Origin of the sequence: uncultured Demequina sp., assembly GCF_913055775.1 — a bacterium.
GTDB lineage: Bacteria > Actinomycetota > Actinomycetes > Actinomycetales > Demequinaceae > Demequina.
Window position 1 is genome coordinate 1 of sequence record NZ_CAJXJX010000068.1, and the last position, 15,492, is coordinate 15,492.

At 68.4% G+C, this 15,492-nt stretch carries 9 protein-coding genes, 1 tRNA gene and 1 pseudogene; 7 read left to right on the forward strand and 4 right to left on the reverse strand.

Annotated elements, in window-relative coordinates; all coding sequences use genetic code 11:
• Positions 1-24 precede the first annotated feature (24 nt).
• Positions 25-1,461 (reverse strand): glucuronate isomerase, encoded by a 1,437-nt coding sequence (uxaC, locus tag QZ483_RS08255; RefSeq protein WP_297082832.1) that lies wholly within the window; start codon positions 1,459-1,461, stop codon positions 25-27.
• Positions 1,462-1,706: 245 nt separating this feature from the next.
• Here uxaC and QZ483_RS08260 point away from each other — a divergent pair, with 245 nt between their 5' ends.
• The 5 genes from QZ483_RS08260 (at position 1,707) to QZ483_RS08280 (ending at position 6,692) form a co-directional block, all read left to right on the forward strand.
• Positions 1,707-2,690 carry a LacI family DNA-binding transcriptional regulator gene (locus QZ483_RS08260; protein ID WP_297082834.1) on the forward strand — a complete coding sequence of 328 codons (984 nt, stop codon included), beginning with the start codon at positions 1,707-1,709 and terminating at the stop codon, positions 2,688-2,690.
• A 12-nt stretch (positions 2,691-2,702) separates the two neighbouring features.
• The gene (locus QZ483_RS08265) at positions 2,703-4,262 is read left to right on the forward strand and encodes a mannitol dehydrogenase family protein (protein WP_297082836.1); all 1,560 of its coding nucleotides are present in this window, start codon (positions 2,703-2,705) and stop codon (positions 4,260-4,262) included.
• A complete protein-coding gene (locus QZ483_RS08270; RefSeq protein WP_297082838.1) occupies positions 4,259-5,803 on the forward strand; it encodes a UxaA family hydrolase in 1,545 nt (514 codons plus the stop codon). Before QZ483_RS08265 ends, QZ483_RS08270 begins: the two co-directional genes overlap by 4 nt.
• Positions 5,804-5,879: 76 nt before the next feature.
• The gene (locus QZ483_RS08275; RefSeq protein WP_297082839.1) at positions 5,880-6,158 is read left to right on the forward strand and encodes a DUF1778 domain-containing protein; all 279 of its coding nucleotides are present in this window, start codon (positions 5,880-5,882) and stop codon (positions 6,156-6,158) included.
• Between the two features lie 183 nt (positions 6,159-6,341).
• Entirely contained in the window at positions 6,342-6,692 is a 351-nt protein-coding gene (locus QZ483_RS08280; RefSeq protein ID WP_367117094.1) for a GNAT family N-acetyltransferase, read from the forward strand.
• A gap of 48 nt (positions 6,693-6,740) precedes the next feature.
• On the opposite strand, the gene QZ483_RS08285 is transcribed toward QZ483_RS08280, so the two are convergent.
• A complete protein-coding gene (locus tag QZ483_RS08285) occupies positions 6,741-7,244 on the reverse strand; it encodes an asparaginase domain-containing protein (protein ID WP_297082844.1) in 504 nt (167 codons plus the stop codon).
• A gap of 87 nt (positions 7,245-7,331) precedes the next feature.
• On the opposite strand from QZ483_RS08285, the gene QZ483_RS08290 reads away from it, so the two are divergent.
• Both QZ483_RS08290 and QZ483_RS08295 read left to right on the forward strand, forming a co-directional pair.
• Positions 7,332-7,404, forward strand: a tRNA-Arg gene (locus tag QZ483_RS08290).
• Between the two features lie 130 nt (positions 7,405-7,534).
• A complete protein-coding gene (locus QZ483_RS08295; protein WP_367117095.1) occupies positions 7,535-8,947 on the forward strand; it encodes a glycoside hydrolase family 1 protein in 1,413 nt (470 codons plus the stop codon).
• A gap of 34 nt (positions 8,948-8,981) precedes the next feature.
• On the opposite strand, the pseudogene QZ483_RS08300 reads toward QZ483_RS08295, so the two are convergent.
• Together QZ483_RS08300 and QZ483_RS08305 are read right to left on the reverse strand one after the other, a co-directional pair.
• Positions 8,982-11,186, reverse strand: a pseudogene (locus QZ483_RS08300) (glycoside hydrolase family 3 C-terminal domain-containing protein); the annotation flags it as partial.
• Positions 11,187-11,570: 384 nt separating this feature from the next.
• Positions 11,571-15,492 (reverse strand): discoidin domain-containing protein (locus QZ483_RS08305; RefSeq protein WP_297082849.1); only part of this gene is annotated, 3,922 nt, incomplete at its 5' end.

The window sequence follows — 15,492 nt, forward strand, 5'->3', positions numbered from 1 at the left end:
GGCAGTGGATTCCTTCGGGGGGGGTCAGGAGGACAGGGGCGGGTAGACGGCGCGAGGGATCTCGTACGCGAGGTCGATAGCAGTCTCGGTGGCCTCGTCGAGCGACAGCCGGTGCTCGGCGACCAGCTTCGCGAGGTGACCGGCGTCGACCCGTCGCGAGATGTCGTGGCGCGCGGGGATCGACAGGAACGCGCGGGTGTCGTCGACGAACCCGGACGTGTTGTAGAAGCCCGCGGTGTCCGTCACGGTCTCGCGGAAGCGGCGCATGGCCTCCGGGGTGTCGAGGAACCACCACGGCGCGCCCAGGCGCACCGCGGGAAACACGCCGGCGAGAGGCGCGAGCTCGCGACCGAACACGTCCTCATCCACGGTGAACAGCACCAGGGTGAGACGCGGGTCGTGGCCATACCGGGTCAGAAGCGGCTGCAGGGCCCGCGCGTGGTCTATCGGGATCGGGATGTCGTAGCCCACGTCCGGGCCGCGCTCCGCGAAGACCCGCGGGTCGTAGTCGCGCAGCACACCCGGGTGCAGCTGCATGACCATGCCGTCCTCACAGGACATGCGTGCCATCTCCGTGAGCATGTGGCCAGCAAACTTCCGCGCCGATGCGCCGGTCACCTCTCCCTTCAGTGCGGCCTGGAAGACGCGCTCGGCTTCCGCAGGGTCGAGGGGCTCGGTGTCCGCGTAGAGGTGGCCATGGTCGGTGGCGCGGGTGCCGGCTGCCACGAAGGCCCGGCGTCGCGATTCGATGGCCGCGATATAGCTGGCGTAGTCGACGATGTCGATACCGGATCGTTCGGCCATGGCATCGACGCTCGCGCGCCAGTCGGGGCGGTCGAGGTTCACGACCGCGTCCGGCCGGAAGGTGGGCACCACGCGATCGCCGTAGCCGTCGCTCGCGAGCGCCGCATGGTGCTCGAGGCTGTCGCCGGCCGCGTCCGTGGTGGCGAGGATCTCGATGTCAAGGCTGTCGAGCAGGGCGAGCGGCCGGAACTCGGGCTGCGCGAGGCGCTCCGCGATCGCGTCGTAGATCTCGTCCGAGGTCGCCGCGGACAGCGCCGAGGTCACTCCCAGCACGGACTCGAGCACGTGCTCCATCCAGATGCGCGTGGGAGTCCCGCGGTAGAGCTTCCAGCGGGACGCGAACGCGCGCCAGACCTCGCGCGGGTCGGTCTCGACGGCGCCGCCGTCCTTGCGCGGCACGCCCAGGGAGTCGTGCGGCACTCCCTGGGAGACGAGCATGCGCACCAGGTAGTGGTCCGGGATGACCAGGAGCTCCGCGGGGTTGGGGAACGGTGAATTCGACGCGAGCATCCCGGCGTCGACGTGCCCGTGCATGGAGACGATGGGTAGCCCCGAGGTCGCGGCGAAGATCTCGCGAGCGATCGCCCTCTCCTGAGGCTGGGAGGGCAGCAGCCTGTCCTCGTGCAGGGCGCTGGGCGCCGTGGGGGACACGGTCACGGTGGAACTCCTCGTCCTCGATGACTGAAGATCAGCGTTCGTGGGGATCAACACTCAGGTGAAACACTTGAATGCGCTTTCATCACGTCGGTCTACTATCCCACGGCAACGCCCTCGCGGCAACCTCAAGCACAGACGTCGTACACATGTGGCATGATGGAAGGCACCACGCAGACCCAGAATGATTCGGAACGCGTGAAACAGTGAAATCGCAATCACTGCCGCACACCACGGAGGTGCACAGCATGGCCACTCTGCGCGACGTCGCCGTCGCCGCCGGGGTCTCCCCTGCCACCGCCTCGCGCGCGCTGAGCGCACCGGACACCGTCTCCACGGCACGCCGACACCGCGTCATCGAGGCTGCGGAACGGCTGGGCTACCAGCCCAACCGTTCGGCACAGGCGCTCGCCTCCGGCCAGAGCGGCCACGTGGGTCTGGTGCTCCCCGACCTCGCCAACCCGTCCTTTGCCGCGATCGCGAAGGGCGTGCAGGCGCAGGCCCGCGGCTCGCGCAACTCCGTGCTGATCGCAGACACCGATGAGGATGCCCGCGCCGAGCGCGAGATCGTCCGTGACCTGCAGGCGAACGTCGACGGTCTGGTGCTGTGCTCGCCGCGCATGCCCGAAGAACAGATCCGCGAATGTGCCGCAGCGGGACCGCTCGTGCTGGTCAACCGTGAAGTCGAGGGCCTGCCGTCGGTGACCTTCGACTCCGCGGCCGGCGTGACCCAGGCCCTGCAGCACCTGCGCGCGCTCGGCCACCGTCACGTCGCGTACGTGGGCGGACCCACCTCATCGTGGTCGGACGCCCACCGCCGGCGCGCGCTGGGATCCGTCGACGGCGTCGAGGTCACGGACGTCGGCAGCCACCGGCCGGTGCACCAGGGCGGCGTCGCCGCGGCGGACCTCGCTCTCGAGACCGGCGCGACTGCGGTCCTCTGCTACAACGACCTCATCGCGCTGGGCGTCATGTCCCGCCTACGGGCGCGCGGCGTGACGGTGCCCGACGACATCTCGGTGGTCGGCTTCGACGACATCGGCGCCGCCTCCTATGTCTCCCCCATGCTCACCACGGTCGCGATCCCGCTGACCCGCGCCGGCCACGAGGCGACCACCATGCTCGAGCAGTTGCGCTCCGACGGCACGGACGGCCACCCCGTTCGACTTCCCGTCGAGCTCGTGGTGCGCGAGTCCACCAGCCCGCACGCCTCGACCGCACCGCTCACCTAGGAAAGGCCACCGATGTCCTCCCTGCCCCGACTGTCCGCCACGACGCTCGCGGACCTGTCGCGCACGGGTCTGCCCCCGGCAGTGTCGCCTCCCGCGGACCTCAACCGCGCATCGGCGCCCGGGATCGTCCATCTGGGGATCGGCGCGTTCCACCGCGCCCACCAGGCAGTCTTCACCGAGCGCGCGGCGGCGGCCGCGGGAGACGACCGCTGGGGCATCCACGGCGTGACGCAGCGCAGCGCGACGGTCCGGGATCAGCTGCGACCCCAGGACGGCCTGTACGGGGTCCTGGAGCTCTCGGACGCCGGCACCTCCTTGGATCTCATCGGCTCGATCCGCGACGTGCTGTTTCCCGCCGAGGAGACCGCACGCGTGCTGGACACGATCGCCGCGCCCACCACCCACATCGTGTCGCTGACCGTGACGGAGAAGGGATACCGGCGCGCACCCCAGGGCGGCCCTGACTTCGCGGACAAGGCCCTCGCACGCGACCTCGAGGTGCTGGCGCGCGAGATCGATGGCGGCAGCGATGTCGACCGCGAAGCTCCATCGCGGAGCGCGATCGGCCTGCTCCTGCGCGCCCTCACCCACCGCTGGCAGTCGGGCGGCGAGCCGCTCACCGTGCTGGTGTGCGACAACCTCATGGACAACGGGCCGCAGGTCGAGTCGCTCGCGCACGCGATCCTCGACGCGTCCCCAGCCACGGGCGCATCGGCCCTGCTCGACTGGATCCGCGCCTCGGTGACGTTCCCCGCCACGATGGTCGACCGCATCGTCCCCAAGACCACGGACGACCACCGCCGCGCCGCGGAGGCGCTGCTCGGCGCCACCGACGCCGGTCTCGTGGTCGCCGAGCCGTTCAGCCAGTGGGTCATCCAGGACCGCTTCGCCGGCCCGCGTCCTTCGTGGGAGACCGTGGGCGCACAGCTCACCCGGAACGTGTCGCCGTACGAGCACACCAAGCTGCGGGTGCTGAACGGCACGCACTCCTTCCTCGCCTACGCGGGAGCGCTGCGCGGTCACGCCCTGATCGCGGATGCCGTCGCGGACCCGGAGCTGCACGCCATGGCCCGCGCGATGATCGACGAGGACGCCATCCCCTCGCTGGGCGCCATCGACGAGATCGACCTCGCCGCGTACCGCGAATCCGTGCTCGAGCGCTTTGCGAACGCCGCGATCGGCCACACCACCGTGCAGATCGCGATGGATGGTTCACAGAAGCTGCCGATCCGCTTCCTGGGGATCGCGCGGGACCGCCTTGCCGCCGGGGCAGTCCCCCACGCCACCTCCCGCGCGGTCGCGGCGTGGATGCTCTATGTTCACGCCACGACGTCCGGCCAACTCGACGTGGCCGGAGCGCCGGTGGCGCTCGACGACCCCCTGGCCTCCCGGCTGGCCGATGCGGCGGCTGGGTCCATCGACGGCCTCGCCGACCGCCTGGTCACCCGTTCGGGAATCTTCCCGACCGCGCTCGCCGAGGACGACCGCTTCCTGGGCGCCGTGCGTACCGCCGTGCGGGAGATCGCGTCGTGGACCGCGGAGCCGGCGGCCGTGGGTCGGGGCTCGGCATGAGCGACACGACCCTCGCCTTTGGTGACGTCACGATCCTGCTCGCTGCGGGCGACGACGTCGCCGTTGCGACGCGCGACCTATCCGGCGGCACCGTCTTGACTGGCGCCCCGCACGGCGACGTGACGGTGGGCTCGAACATCGGGCGCGGCCACAAGGTCGCGCTGCGGGCCATCGACGCCGGTGCGCCGGTGAGGAAGTATGGCCAGGTGATCGGCCGCGCGAAGGTGCCCATCAAAGCCGGCGCCCACGTGCACGCGCACAACCTGGGCATGGACGACGGCGAGCGCGAGCTCGAGGTGGGCGTGGACCGCCAGCCCACCGTCCCCGACACCGAGAAGCGCACGTGGCAGGGCTACCGCCGCTCGGACGGCTCGTGGGGCACGCGCAACTACATCGGCATCGTCACGTCGGTGAACTGCTCGGCGTCCACGGCGCGCATGATCGCGGACCAGTTCCGCGGACCGGTGCTGGATGCGTATCCGCACGTCGATGGCGTCGTGGCCCTGACGCACGACACCGGCTGCGGCCTGGTGCCCACCTCCGAGGGTGCCCAGGTGACGCGGCGCACGTTGCAGGGCTACGCCTCGCACCCCAACATGGCGGGCCTGCTGGTGCTGGGGCTCGGCTGCGAGATGCTGCCGGCGGCGACCATCCTCGATGGGCTCGCGCTGCGCAAGGACCTGCCCGTGAAGGAGCTGACGATCCAGGACACCGGCGGCATCCGCGCCACGGTGCGCGCCGGCGTCGCGGCGATCGAGGAGATGCTGCCTGGGGTCGAGGCGCTGCGCCGCGAGGAGGCGCCCGCATCGGCCCTGGTGCTCGGCACCAACTGCGGCGGCTCGGACGGCTACAGCGGCATCACTGCCAACCCGGCCCTGGGCTACGCCGGCGATCTGCTGATCGCCCAGGGAGGCGCATCGGCCCTCGCGGAAACCCCGGAAGTCTACGGCGCCGAGCACCTGCTGCTCCGCCGCGCCGTCTCCCAGGAGGTCGCCGACAAGCTGCTGGGCCGCCTGCGGTGGTGGGAGAAGTACGCTGCCGACGGCGGCGGCACGCTCGACAACAACCCGTCCCCGGGCAACAAGGCAGGCGGGCTCACGACCATCCTCGAGAAGTCGCTCGGAGCCGTCGCGAAATCGGGATCCTCGGAACTCGTGGCGGTGCGCGAGTACGCGGAGAAGATTGATCTGCCAGGGCTGACGTTTATGGACACGCCGGGGTACGACCCCGTGTCCGTCACGGGCCTGGTGGCGGGCGGCGCGACCGTCGTGGTCTTCACCACGGGCCGCGGATCCGTCCTGGGCTGCAAGCCGTCGCCGTCGATCAAGGTCGCGACCAACACCGAGACCTACGACCGGATGACCGAGGACATGGACCTCAACGCCGGGCGCATCGTGGACGGCACCGCGACGCTCGAGGAGGTGGGGCGGGAGATCTTCGAGAAGATTCTCGCGGTCGCGTCGGGCGAGCAAACCGTGTCCGAGGAGCTGGACCTGGGCGCGGACGAGTTCGTGCCGTGGCAGCTCGGGACGGTGACCTGAGGTCAGGCCCCGTCGGCGTATTGACGTCGTCATGACACCGGGCGTACCGTGGGACGACAGAGCCCAGGGGGTGGACATGGCGACAACTGCGCGCGACAGCCAGATTCAGGTGCGAGTCTCGAGCACCGACAAGGAGTTCATCCGCCTCGCCGCGGAGGCCTCTGGTCAGGACCTGTCCTCCTTTGTCCTGCAGCACGCAAAGGCAGCCGCCGACCAGGTGCTGGCGGAGCGCAGCACCTTCACGCTGTCGGACGAGGACTACGACGCTTTCGTCGAGCGCCTGGACGCGCCCGCGCGGGTACTGCCCGGGCTACAGCACCTGCTCAGCCGCCCGTCTCCCTTCGGCGACAACTAGGCCGAGTCGCCTCCGTTGAGTGGCTACACGCGCCCTGCCCACCTCACGAAGAAACACGACCTCTCTCGTTTCACCTGCTCGAGCAACGAGCTCACCGCCTGGTTGCGGAACCACGCACGCGGTTCCCACGCCGGGGGCCACACCCGCGTCGCCGTCGTGACCGAGGAGTCGAGCCCTCACGTCGTGGGCTACTACGCGATCGCCCCGGGCAGCATCACGACTCCGGACGCGACGGATCGCATGAGCGCCGGCGGGGGTCGGCATCCCGTGCCCGTCGTCGTGCTTGCACGGCTCGCCGTTCATGCCGACCACGAAGGCAAGGGCCTCGGACGCGCACTGCTGGGTGACGCAGTGGCGCGCTCGTTGGCCGCCGCCGACCAGATTGGCGGCCGCGCCCTCGTCGTGCACTGCAAGGATCAGGCCGCGAAAGTGTTCTACCTGCGCCAGGTCCCTGAGTTCAAGGAGCTCCCCAGCGATCCCCTGCACCTCGCGCTCATGTTCAAGGACGTGCGCGCGACGCTCGGCATCAACTGAGCAGCAGGCCGGCTATACGCCACAGTGAGGGCATCCGACAGCCCAGACTCAGTCCTCGAGCGCGACGAACGCCCCGGTCGACCGGTCCTTCCGCACGGTTCCTGCGGCGAACAGGCGCGCTCCCATCGCCACGTACACCCCGGGCGCGGCCAGCTGCGCGGACGCGAGCGCGAACCCCAGGTTCAGGTGCGCGTCGGAACGGCTGACCGATTCGGGCCGGAGCGCGCCGGTGAGCACTACGGTGACGTCGGCACGGACTCGAGAGGCCAGGTAGTCAGCCGTCACCGTCATGGTGTCCGTTCCGTGCGTGACCACGATCGCACTCTCCGGGCTGTCCGCGACCGCCTCCGCGAGCAGCGCGCGGTCCTCGTCGGTCATGTCGAGGCTGTCCTTGGCGAGCACGCGCGCCACCCGAACCTCCACCGACGGCACCGCCGTCGCGAGAGTGCGCGCGACGGCGGGCTCCCCCACCTCGAGCTCGCCCGAGAGCAGGTACTCCTTGTCGATGGTCCCGCCCGTAGTGAGGACCGCGAGGTGAGCGTCCGAAGCCATAGCCGTCCTTCCGTGCTGTGCCGCCCAGCAAGGATAGTGTCGCGCCCCCATCCTGGTAACCTTGACCGTCGCGGGGTCACCCCGCAGGCCCCCGTAGCTCAGCGGATAGAGCGCCGGTTTCCGGTACCGAAGGTCGCAGGTTCGATTCCTGTCGGGGGCACGTCGTATGCTCGCGACACACGAGCCGCAGGGCACGCTGAAAGGCGTGGCTCCCTGCGGCTCTGTCGTTTCTGTCGCGCCTGGCAGATCGGCCCGCGCAACGTGGCGGGCGGCTATGAAACGATCGATGCATGACTACCGACCACCCGCGCCCGACGGACCTTGGCGAACTCCCGAGCAATTGGCTCTGGGGAGTCGCCACCTCCTCCCACCAGGTCGAAGGCGGCAACGTGGGCAACGACTGGTGGCAGTGGGAACACGACCCGGCCTCACCCGCCACCGCGTCGAGCGGGGACGCGTGCGACTCGTGGCACCGGTGGCGCGACGACCTCGCGCTCGTGGTGGACATAGGACTCGATGCGTACCGCTTCTCCCTCGAGTGGAGCCGCGTCGAACCAGCCGACGGCGAGGTATCGCTCGCCGCTCTCGCCCGCTACCGCGAGATGCTCGTCGCCGCGCGCGAGGCCGGGCTCACGACCGTCGTCACTCTTGCGTCGTTCACGCTCCCTCGCTGGCTCTCCGACCGCGGCGGTTGGCTGAGCGCCGATGCGCCACGCGCCTTCGCGCGCTACTGCACCACCGTAGGGGCGCACCTGGGCGACCTGATCGACGTCGCCTTCACGATGAACGAGCCAAACTCCGTTGCAGGAGAAGGCTTCATCTCTGGCGCGTACCCTCCGGGGCGGGTCAATGACGTCGATGCTCTGCGCGTGGCGACGGCGGGACTGATCGAGGCGCATCGACGCGGCCGCGAGGCCCTAGTGAGCGGTCCTGGCACGTCGCGCATCGGCCTGTCTGTCGCGATTCAGGACGTGGCGACCCACGCCGACGACGACCCCCGTTCGCCGGGGATTCACCGCGATCGCGCCCCGGTGGCATCCGAGGATGAGGTCGCGCACCTGCTGACGACACCCTACCTGGACGCGGCGCGCGACGACGACTTCGTGGGCGTGCAGACATACCTGACGCAGCATGTCGGTTCGCGCGGGCAGAGCCTCGACCTGCCCAGCGACTGGCGGCTGGCGGAGATGGGCTACGCCTTCTCGCCCGAGGCTGTCGCGCACACCGTGCCCCTGGTCGCCCGGCACGTCGACGTCCCGATCATCGCGTCCGGGACCGGCATCTCCACAGCGGACGAGGCCGAGCGCATCGAGTACTTCTCGCGCTTCCTCACCGCGCTGCGCGCCACGATCGACGCGGGCGCCGACGTGCGAGGGTTCTTCGCATGGTGCCTGCTCGATGGCTTCGAGTGGACCTTGGGGATGGAGCCGGCGTTCGGCCTGTGTTCCGTGGACCCGGTCACCTTCGACCGCGCTCCCAAGGAGTCCGCGCGGTGGTATCGGGACCGCGCGGCGACTGCCGCACGGACCCGCCGTGTTCAGAGTGCCGTCGTCAGCGGCCGTTGCCTCGCTCGCTCCACGAGGTCCGACCGCGGTCACCCTTGCCGCCGCGGTCGTCGCCCTTGCCCTTGTCGCGACCGTCAGACTTCACGCGGAACCTGTCCTCCAGAACCGTGTCGCTCGAGCCACCCACGTGTGCCGTGAAGGTTCCGGTGGCGGTGACCCACTCCCCGGTCTCGACGTCGTAGTAGTCGAGCAGGCGCAGGTCCTCGAGGTCATCGGCATCGAAGGTGATGGTCACCTTGGTGCGCTTGCCAGGATCGAGGGTCACACGCTCCCAGCCGGCGAGTCGCTTCGACGGCTCTCCAGCGGACGCGGGCAGTTCGAGGTACACCTGGGCGACCTCCGTAGCAGTGACGTCGCCGGTGTTCTTCAGGGTGAAGCTCACCCGGACGCTGTCGCCGTGCGAGCCCTTCTTGCCTCGAGACGACGTCTTGGTCTTGACGTCGAGCTTCGAGTAGGAGAACTCCGAGTAGGTGAGGCCGTGACCGAACTCGAACAGCGGCTCGACACCGTTGGCCTCATACCAGCGGTAGCCAACCTCGAGGCCCTCGGTGTAGTCGACCTGGCGAATGCCGGAGTCGTCGACGATGCCGGGGTACTGCTCCTCCGTCAGCAGGGGAGCCTCGTCCACCGACACCGGGAAGGTCATCGGCAGCTTGCCCGAGGGTGAGACTTCGCCGTAGAGCAGCGATGCCAGTGCAGGGCCGAACACCTCGCCGGGGTACCACATCTCGAGAATCGCCGAGACGTCGTCCACCCACGGCATCTCCACCGCTGTGCCGGTCGTGAGCACCACCACGGTGGACTCGTTGGCACCGGCAACCGCCTCGACCAGGGCGTCGCCGCCACCCGCGAGAGCAAGGTCCTCGGGATCGGAGAACTCACCGTTGTTCTTGTAACCGAACACGATCGCCACATCTGCTGCGGCAGCCGTGGCCGCCGCCGAGTCGAGGTCTGATCCGTCGTCGAAGACAACGGTCTGGCCCACCCCAGCAGCCGCGTCCGTCATCGCATCGACAGGCGCGACCATGTCCTCGCAGGTCATCGTGGTTCCGCCCCCGAAGCGCCACGGCAGGGCGCACACGGTGGCGGCGCTCACGCCGTCCGTCTCGGTCAACGAAGCGGTGGGCCCGATCAGCGCAATGGTCTGACCTGCGTCGCTCGTGAGCGGCAGCGTGCCGTCGTTGGCAAGCAGGACGGAACCCTCCTGCGCAATCTCGAGAGCGGTCTGCTTGTGCTCGGGCGTCGACGCGTCAGCAACCACGTCACCCAGCGGGTCGTCGAACAGGCCCCCGTCGATGTAGGCGAGAATCACGCGCTTCGCGGCCTCCTCGATACGCGCCTGCGTGATCTCTCCGTCGGCGAGAGCCTCGTCGAGCCGTGCCGGCGAGTACCACCGAGGACGGTTGAGTTCCTGATCCATCCCGGCGTTCAGCGACGCTGCCGTCGAGTGCACCGATCCGAAGTCGCTCATGACGTAGCCCGCGAACCCGACGTCGTCCTTGAGGACGTCCTGCAGGATCTCGTTCTCACAGGTGTAGACGCCGTTGAGCTGGTTGTAGGAGCACATGATCGAGCTCGGGTCGCTGCGGTCGACGGCGATCTCGAACGGGAGCGAGTAGATCTCGCGGAGGGTGCGCTCATCCATGTTCGACGAGCTCGTGGACCGATCGGTCTCCTGCTCGTTGGCCACGTAGTGCTTGGGCACGGCGAGCACGGACTTTCCGTCGGAGTGACCTTCCTCGATCCCGACCACGCCGGCTGCGGTCATCAGGCCGGACAGGACCGCGTCCTCACCGAGGTACTCGGACGTGCGGCCTGACAGCGGAGTGCGACCGCTGGCGAGTCCGGGCGCCAGCAGGACGTTCTTGCCCTTGTCGTACGCCTCGTCGGCCTGCGCGGCACCTTTCTCCTCCGCGAGGTCGAGATTGAAGCTCGACGCGACCGCGAGGGTTCCGGGAAACGCCGTCACTCCCTCGGTGAACCTCACACCATCGGGTCCGTCCGAGTAGACCACCGTGGGAGTACAGGGCACTTGCGCGGGGTAGACGATGGCGTCGCCGTCCGACGGGTGACCGTCTCCGTTGCCCGCCGATCGCCACTCGGTCTGCTCAGGGCTGTTGGCGCTCTGTTCGACCAGCCAGCGGTAGATCTGATGCTGCTCACTCGCGGCAAGAAGGGCGTCTGCCCTCTGGTCTGGAGAGAGGGCCGGGTCGGCCCACGGGTACGCGCTGAAGTCAGTGCAGTCGGGGTCGGCCGGCTCGGTGTCGGCACTCGCCGGCACCGCAATGGCGGGAGCCACGATCACGCCGGAGGCGATGATCGTCGCGGCGAGGCGGGAACGACCCCACCTCGCACTTCTCGATGGCATGTGAGACATGGGATTCCTACTCTCGTCGTTGAGGATCGGTAGCGGTTGAATCGCTTCAACCACTCGCCAACCTATCAGCCAGGGTCCGATATGCAACCTTTGAGAGGAGTGCGACTAGAAGCTTTTTAGCAGGCGATTTATTGATTGGACTCACATACATTCTCAGATTCAATGGTTTCGACTCTCAGATGAAGCGCATCAACGCAGAGGTGCGGCGACGCTGACCGAGACGCGCCCGAGTGCCCGGTCAGGCAGCGCCACCAGACCTCGATCTGCTCAGGCTCGGGGCTCCGGCTCGCGAGTGGTGTGGCCCGGTCGTCGGACCGACGCACGCGCGGCGCGGAGGTCGATCGACCTTCCACGCCGGGCGCGTGCTCAGCGCCGGCGGCCCACCTAGCGGGCGAGCGCGATGCCAATGGCAGTGAGGAACTGCACGATCATCGCCCACAGCGCAGCAAAGAACCCTGTGCCCGGGCGCGGCCCGCCGCCGCCATCTCCGCCACCGGAGTCCGGCGCGACAACGGTGATGGCCAGTTCCGCGATCAGATCGCCATCCGCGGTGCGTGCCTGGAGGTGATGCTCACCAGGCTCGAGGTCCATGGGGATCGTGACGGTTGCCGAGGCCGCGCCGTCGACGACCGGGGCCGTCGCCCAGGCTCTTTCGTCGCCGGCGATCCCGAACTCGATACTTGAACCAGGAAGCCCCGTGCCGCTGACGGTCACCGAGTCGCCCGGCTCGAGCGACGTCGCAGACGCGGTGAGCACCGGAGTCTCCGCAATCGTGACCGAGAGCTCGGCACTGTCGCTCACGTTGCCCGCGGCATCGGATGCCCGGAAGGTCAGGCCGTGCACGCCCAGGTCAGACACGATCACCCCGTTCGCCGGCACCGACACCCACTCTCCCTCATCGATGCGGAACTCCACCGAGGAGACCCCGGAGCCGAGGTCGGTCGCGTTCGCGGAGACCGTGACCGGCGCAGCTGTCGTTCCATGCGCTGATGCAGGGTCTGATGTGACGGCGAGTTCGGGCGCAGTGGTGTCGATCCACACCTCAACGGAACCCGCGGCTGGTCCGTAGAGGTCGCCGAGGTGCCGCACTCGATACTGGAGATTCTGCACGCCGTCGTCAGCGAAGGTCACAGCGCCGTCGTAGGGTGTCCACCCGGCGTCACTGTGGCGCACTTCGAGCATGCTCAGCGGATCGTCCATGGTGAGTTCTACCTCAACCGGACCGATGCGCCACCCGCCAACCTCGGCGGCGCCGGTGACCTGTGCCGCCACCTCCGGGACGGGCGCGACGTACTCGTTCACACCTTGGCGCTCGACCGTCGTGTCGATGGTGCTGCCACCCTCGCCGTTCACGACGTGCACGATGCCACCCACCCCGCCATAGTCGGGGTGCGTCACCGACACGGTCGCGGCGTTGCGCACGACGCTGCCGGGCGACACCTCGATGGCGTTCTCGGACTCAATCCATGCGCCCTCCGTCTGAAGGAACACGTCGTAGACACCGAGCCCGGTCGCAACGTGGCCCTGAGCCTCGGCCGAGACCTTGTACGACGCATAGCCGTTGACGCCCTCGCGGCTCATCCAGAGCGACTGCGCCGTGGGGTCGTAAGGCAACTCGCTCTGGTAGAAGTAGGTCGCACCGTCATCGCCATTCCACAGGGTCTGATAATCCTGGAAGTGTTCGACGAAGAGGCCGTAGGCGGTCACGGAGTCGCCGTTGACGACGATGCCGTGGGCGGAGGTGTTCTTGTCCCATCCGGTGCGCTTCTCTCCGCCCTGAGTGATCTCCGTGCCGTGATCGGCTCGCCACAGCCACAGGTGATCGGCGATGACGTTCGAGCTGTTGACCTCGACAGTGACGTCGGCTCGACCGAACACGGCGCCTCCCACACGCGTGAAGACGTCGGCGAGGAGCGTCGGGTTGTCCGCGTGATCGCCGTCGGACCCCTCGGGACCCACCTGAAGCAGGTGATCAGAGCCCTCCGCTGTCGCGTCAAAGAGCACTCCGGCGACCGTGACACCTCCGACGTCCGCAATCTGGAGACCATCGTTGCCATCCGTGGGACGAATAGTCGCCATTCCCAGCCCCAACACGACGGTGTCGGCGCGGTCGACTTGCAGAGCCTCATGGACTTCGTAGATTCCGGGAGTGAGCAGCAGGTGCTTGCCGTCGGCAAGCGCGGCGTTGAGGGTGTCGGCGGTGTCGAACTCGGGCCGAGCCACGTGGAACTCATCGATCGAGATCGACGAGCCCACGCCCATGGAGCCGTCGCTCCAGGACGCACCTGCGGCAAGCTCACGAACACCGGGCACGAAGACCTGGTACTCGCCCTCATCAAAGTAGAGGAACGGCTTCTCCCTGATGACAGGGGTGCTATCGATGACGGTCCACGCACGGTCGACGGTCGCCCAATCCTCGGAAGCCACGGGTGCACCGTCGGTACCCGTGAATACGATGTTCCAGTTGCCACCCTGCCAGCCACCCTCGAGGTCGTCGTTGCGCAAGAAGTACTGCTGCTGAGCCCACGTTGCCGTCAATCCGGTCACGACAGAGTCAGCGAGGAACCCCCCGCTGGCAGCCTTGGAGCAGTGGTCGAGCTGCAAGTCGCCGTCGACCCACAGGCGGCGCGCGGGCGCTGCCTGTGAGGCAGCCCAGATCACCGATCCATTCGCCGCACACGACGCGGGCGCGTTCCCGGGTGCGATCCCGATGTTCTCGATTGAGCGCCAGAAGTTGGTCAGGGCATTGCCGTCCTCCCCGATCTCGCCGCTCGCAAGCACCTGAACGTTCGGAATCACTGTGTCGAGGGGGGTCTGGCCCAGGCCATACACACTGGTGTAGTAGCCGACTTCGAACGTCGACGTGGCGTACTCGCCCGGCTTGAAGGCGTAGACGATCCGCTCGTCGCTGAACTCCTCGGTCATCGGCTTCATACGCACCCCGGTCGGGATCGTGATGTCGTCGATGAGCGCGGGGTCATCCGTCGGGCTGAAGAACGTCATCGCATCTCCAAAGAGTGCAGTCTCAAGAGATACTGCGGCAGACGGCCCCGCCTCGCCGCCAGCGCCGCTCACGGCGACGACCCGGTAGTAGTACGTGAAGCGATCGGCATGCGCGACGGTGTCTGCCGCTTCGGTACCGCTGGTCTCGACGATCGTCTCGTACTCGCTGTAGGCGCCCGTCGCGCGTTGCACCAGGTAGTTCACCGCATCCGACTGAGCGTTCCAGCTCACGGACACCTCGCCGGCATCGTAGGCGATGTCCAGCCCGGTGACCGCGTCAGGTGCCACTGGCAGCACGCCGATGGGCGCCCGCGCAGCATCCTCGCCCCCGACCTGCTCGACGAGCACTACCTCGTAGTCCCCCGGCTCGGTCATTTCCGGCACCGTGACCTCCACCGAGAGGTCGGCATCGGGAACCGTCAGGTCCCGAGCAAGCTCGACGTCGGAGGCTCCACCACGCAGATCAAGCCGGTAGTCGCCCGCCGCGAGGTAGCGGCCCTGCACGGCGAGCAAGCGCCCAGCATTGACGCTGGTCGTCTGCGTCGACAGCTCGGGGATGGGGTCCGAGTAAGCGAGATTGATCTCTCCGATCGACCAGCCGCCGCCACCCGCGGCGACTCCCTCGGTGAGCCTCAAGCGCACGAAGTGTGCGCTGACGGGCTCGTCGAGCACGACGGTTTGGTCCTCGAAGGTGCCGTTCTCCGCCGCGACCTGCACCCAGGTCACGCCGTCGTCGGACGTTTCGACCACGAAGGCGCGTGGGTAGGCGTTCGACCACTCCCCGGACTGCGCCAGGCTGATCGTGTCGAACGTGATTGCCTCCCCTGCGTCGATGCGGAGCCACATGCCTTCGTATTGATCGCCATCCCCCAGCCACGACGTGGACCGATCACCGTCAATCGCGTTGCCTAGAGCGATCCAGGTACCAGAAGCCGAGAGATCCCAGTCGCCGCGATCGTGCACGTAGACAGCGCTGACCGTGAGCGGGACAGACGCCACATCGCCTTCGCCACCCGACACCACGACGGAGTACGCACCCAGTGCGGCACCGGCGGGCACCACCAGCGTCGCTTCGATCGTGCCGTCCTCGGCGACGACGGCCGTCTCGGCCGCCCCCACCTGTGCGCCTCCGTGCTCGCGCAGTTCGACCTGGTAGGACCCGGGCTCGAAGTTCTCACCCGAGAGCGTCGCCTGCTGACCCGGCCTCAGCTCCGACGCGGACAGCCAGGCGTCGGGTGCGGGCACCACGTCGTGGCTGAGCAGGTTGATCTCACCGAAGCCCCACCCGCCTTCGCCGGCCCCC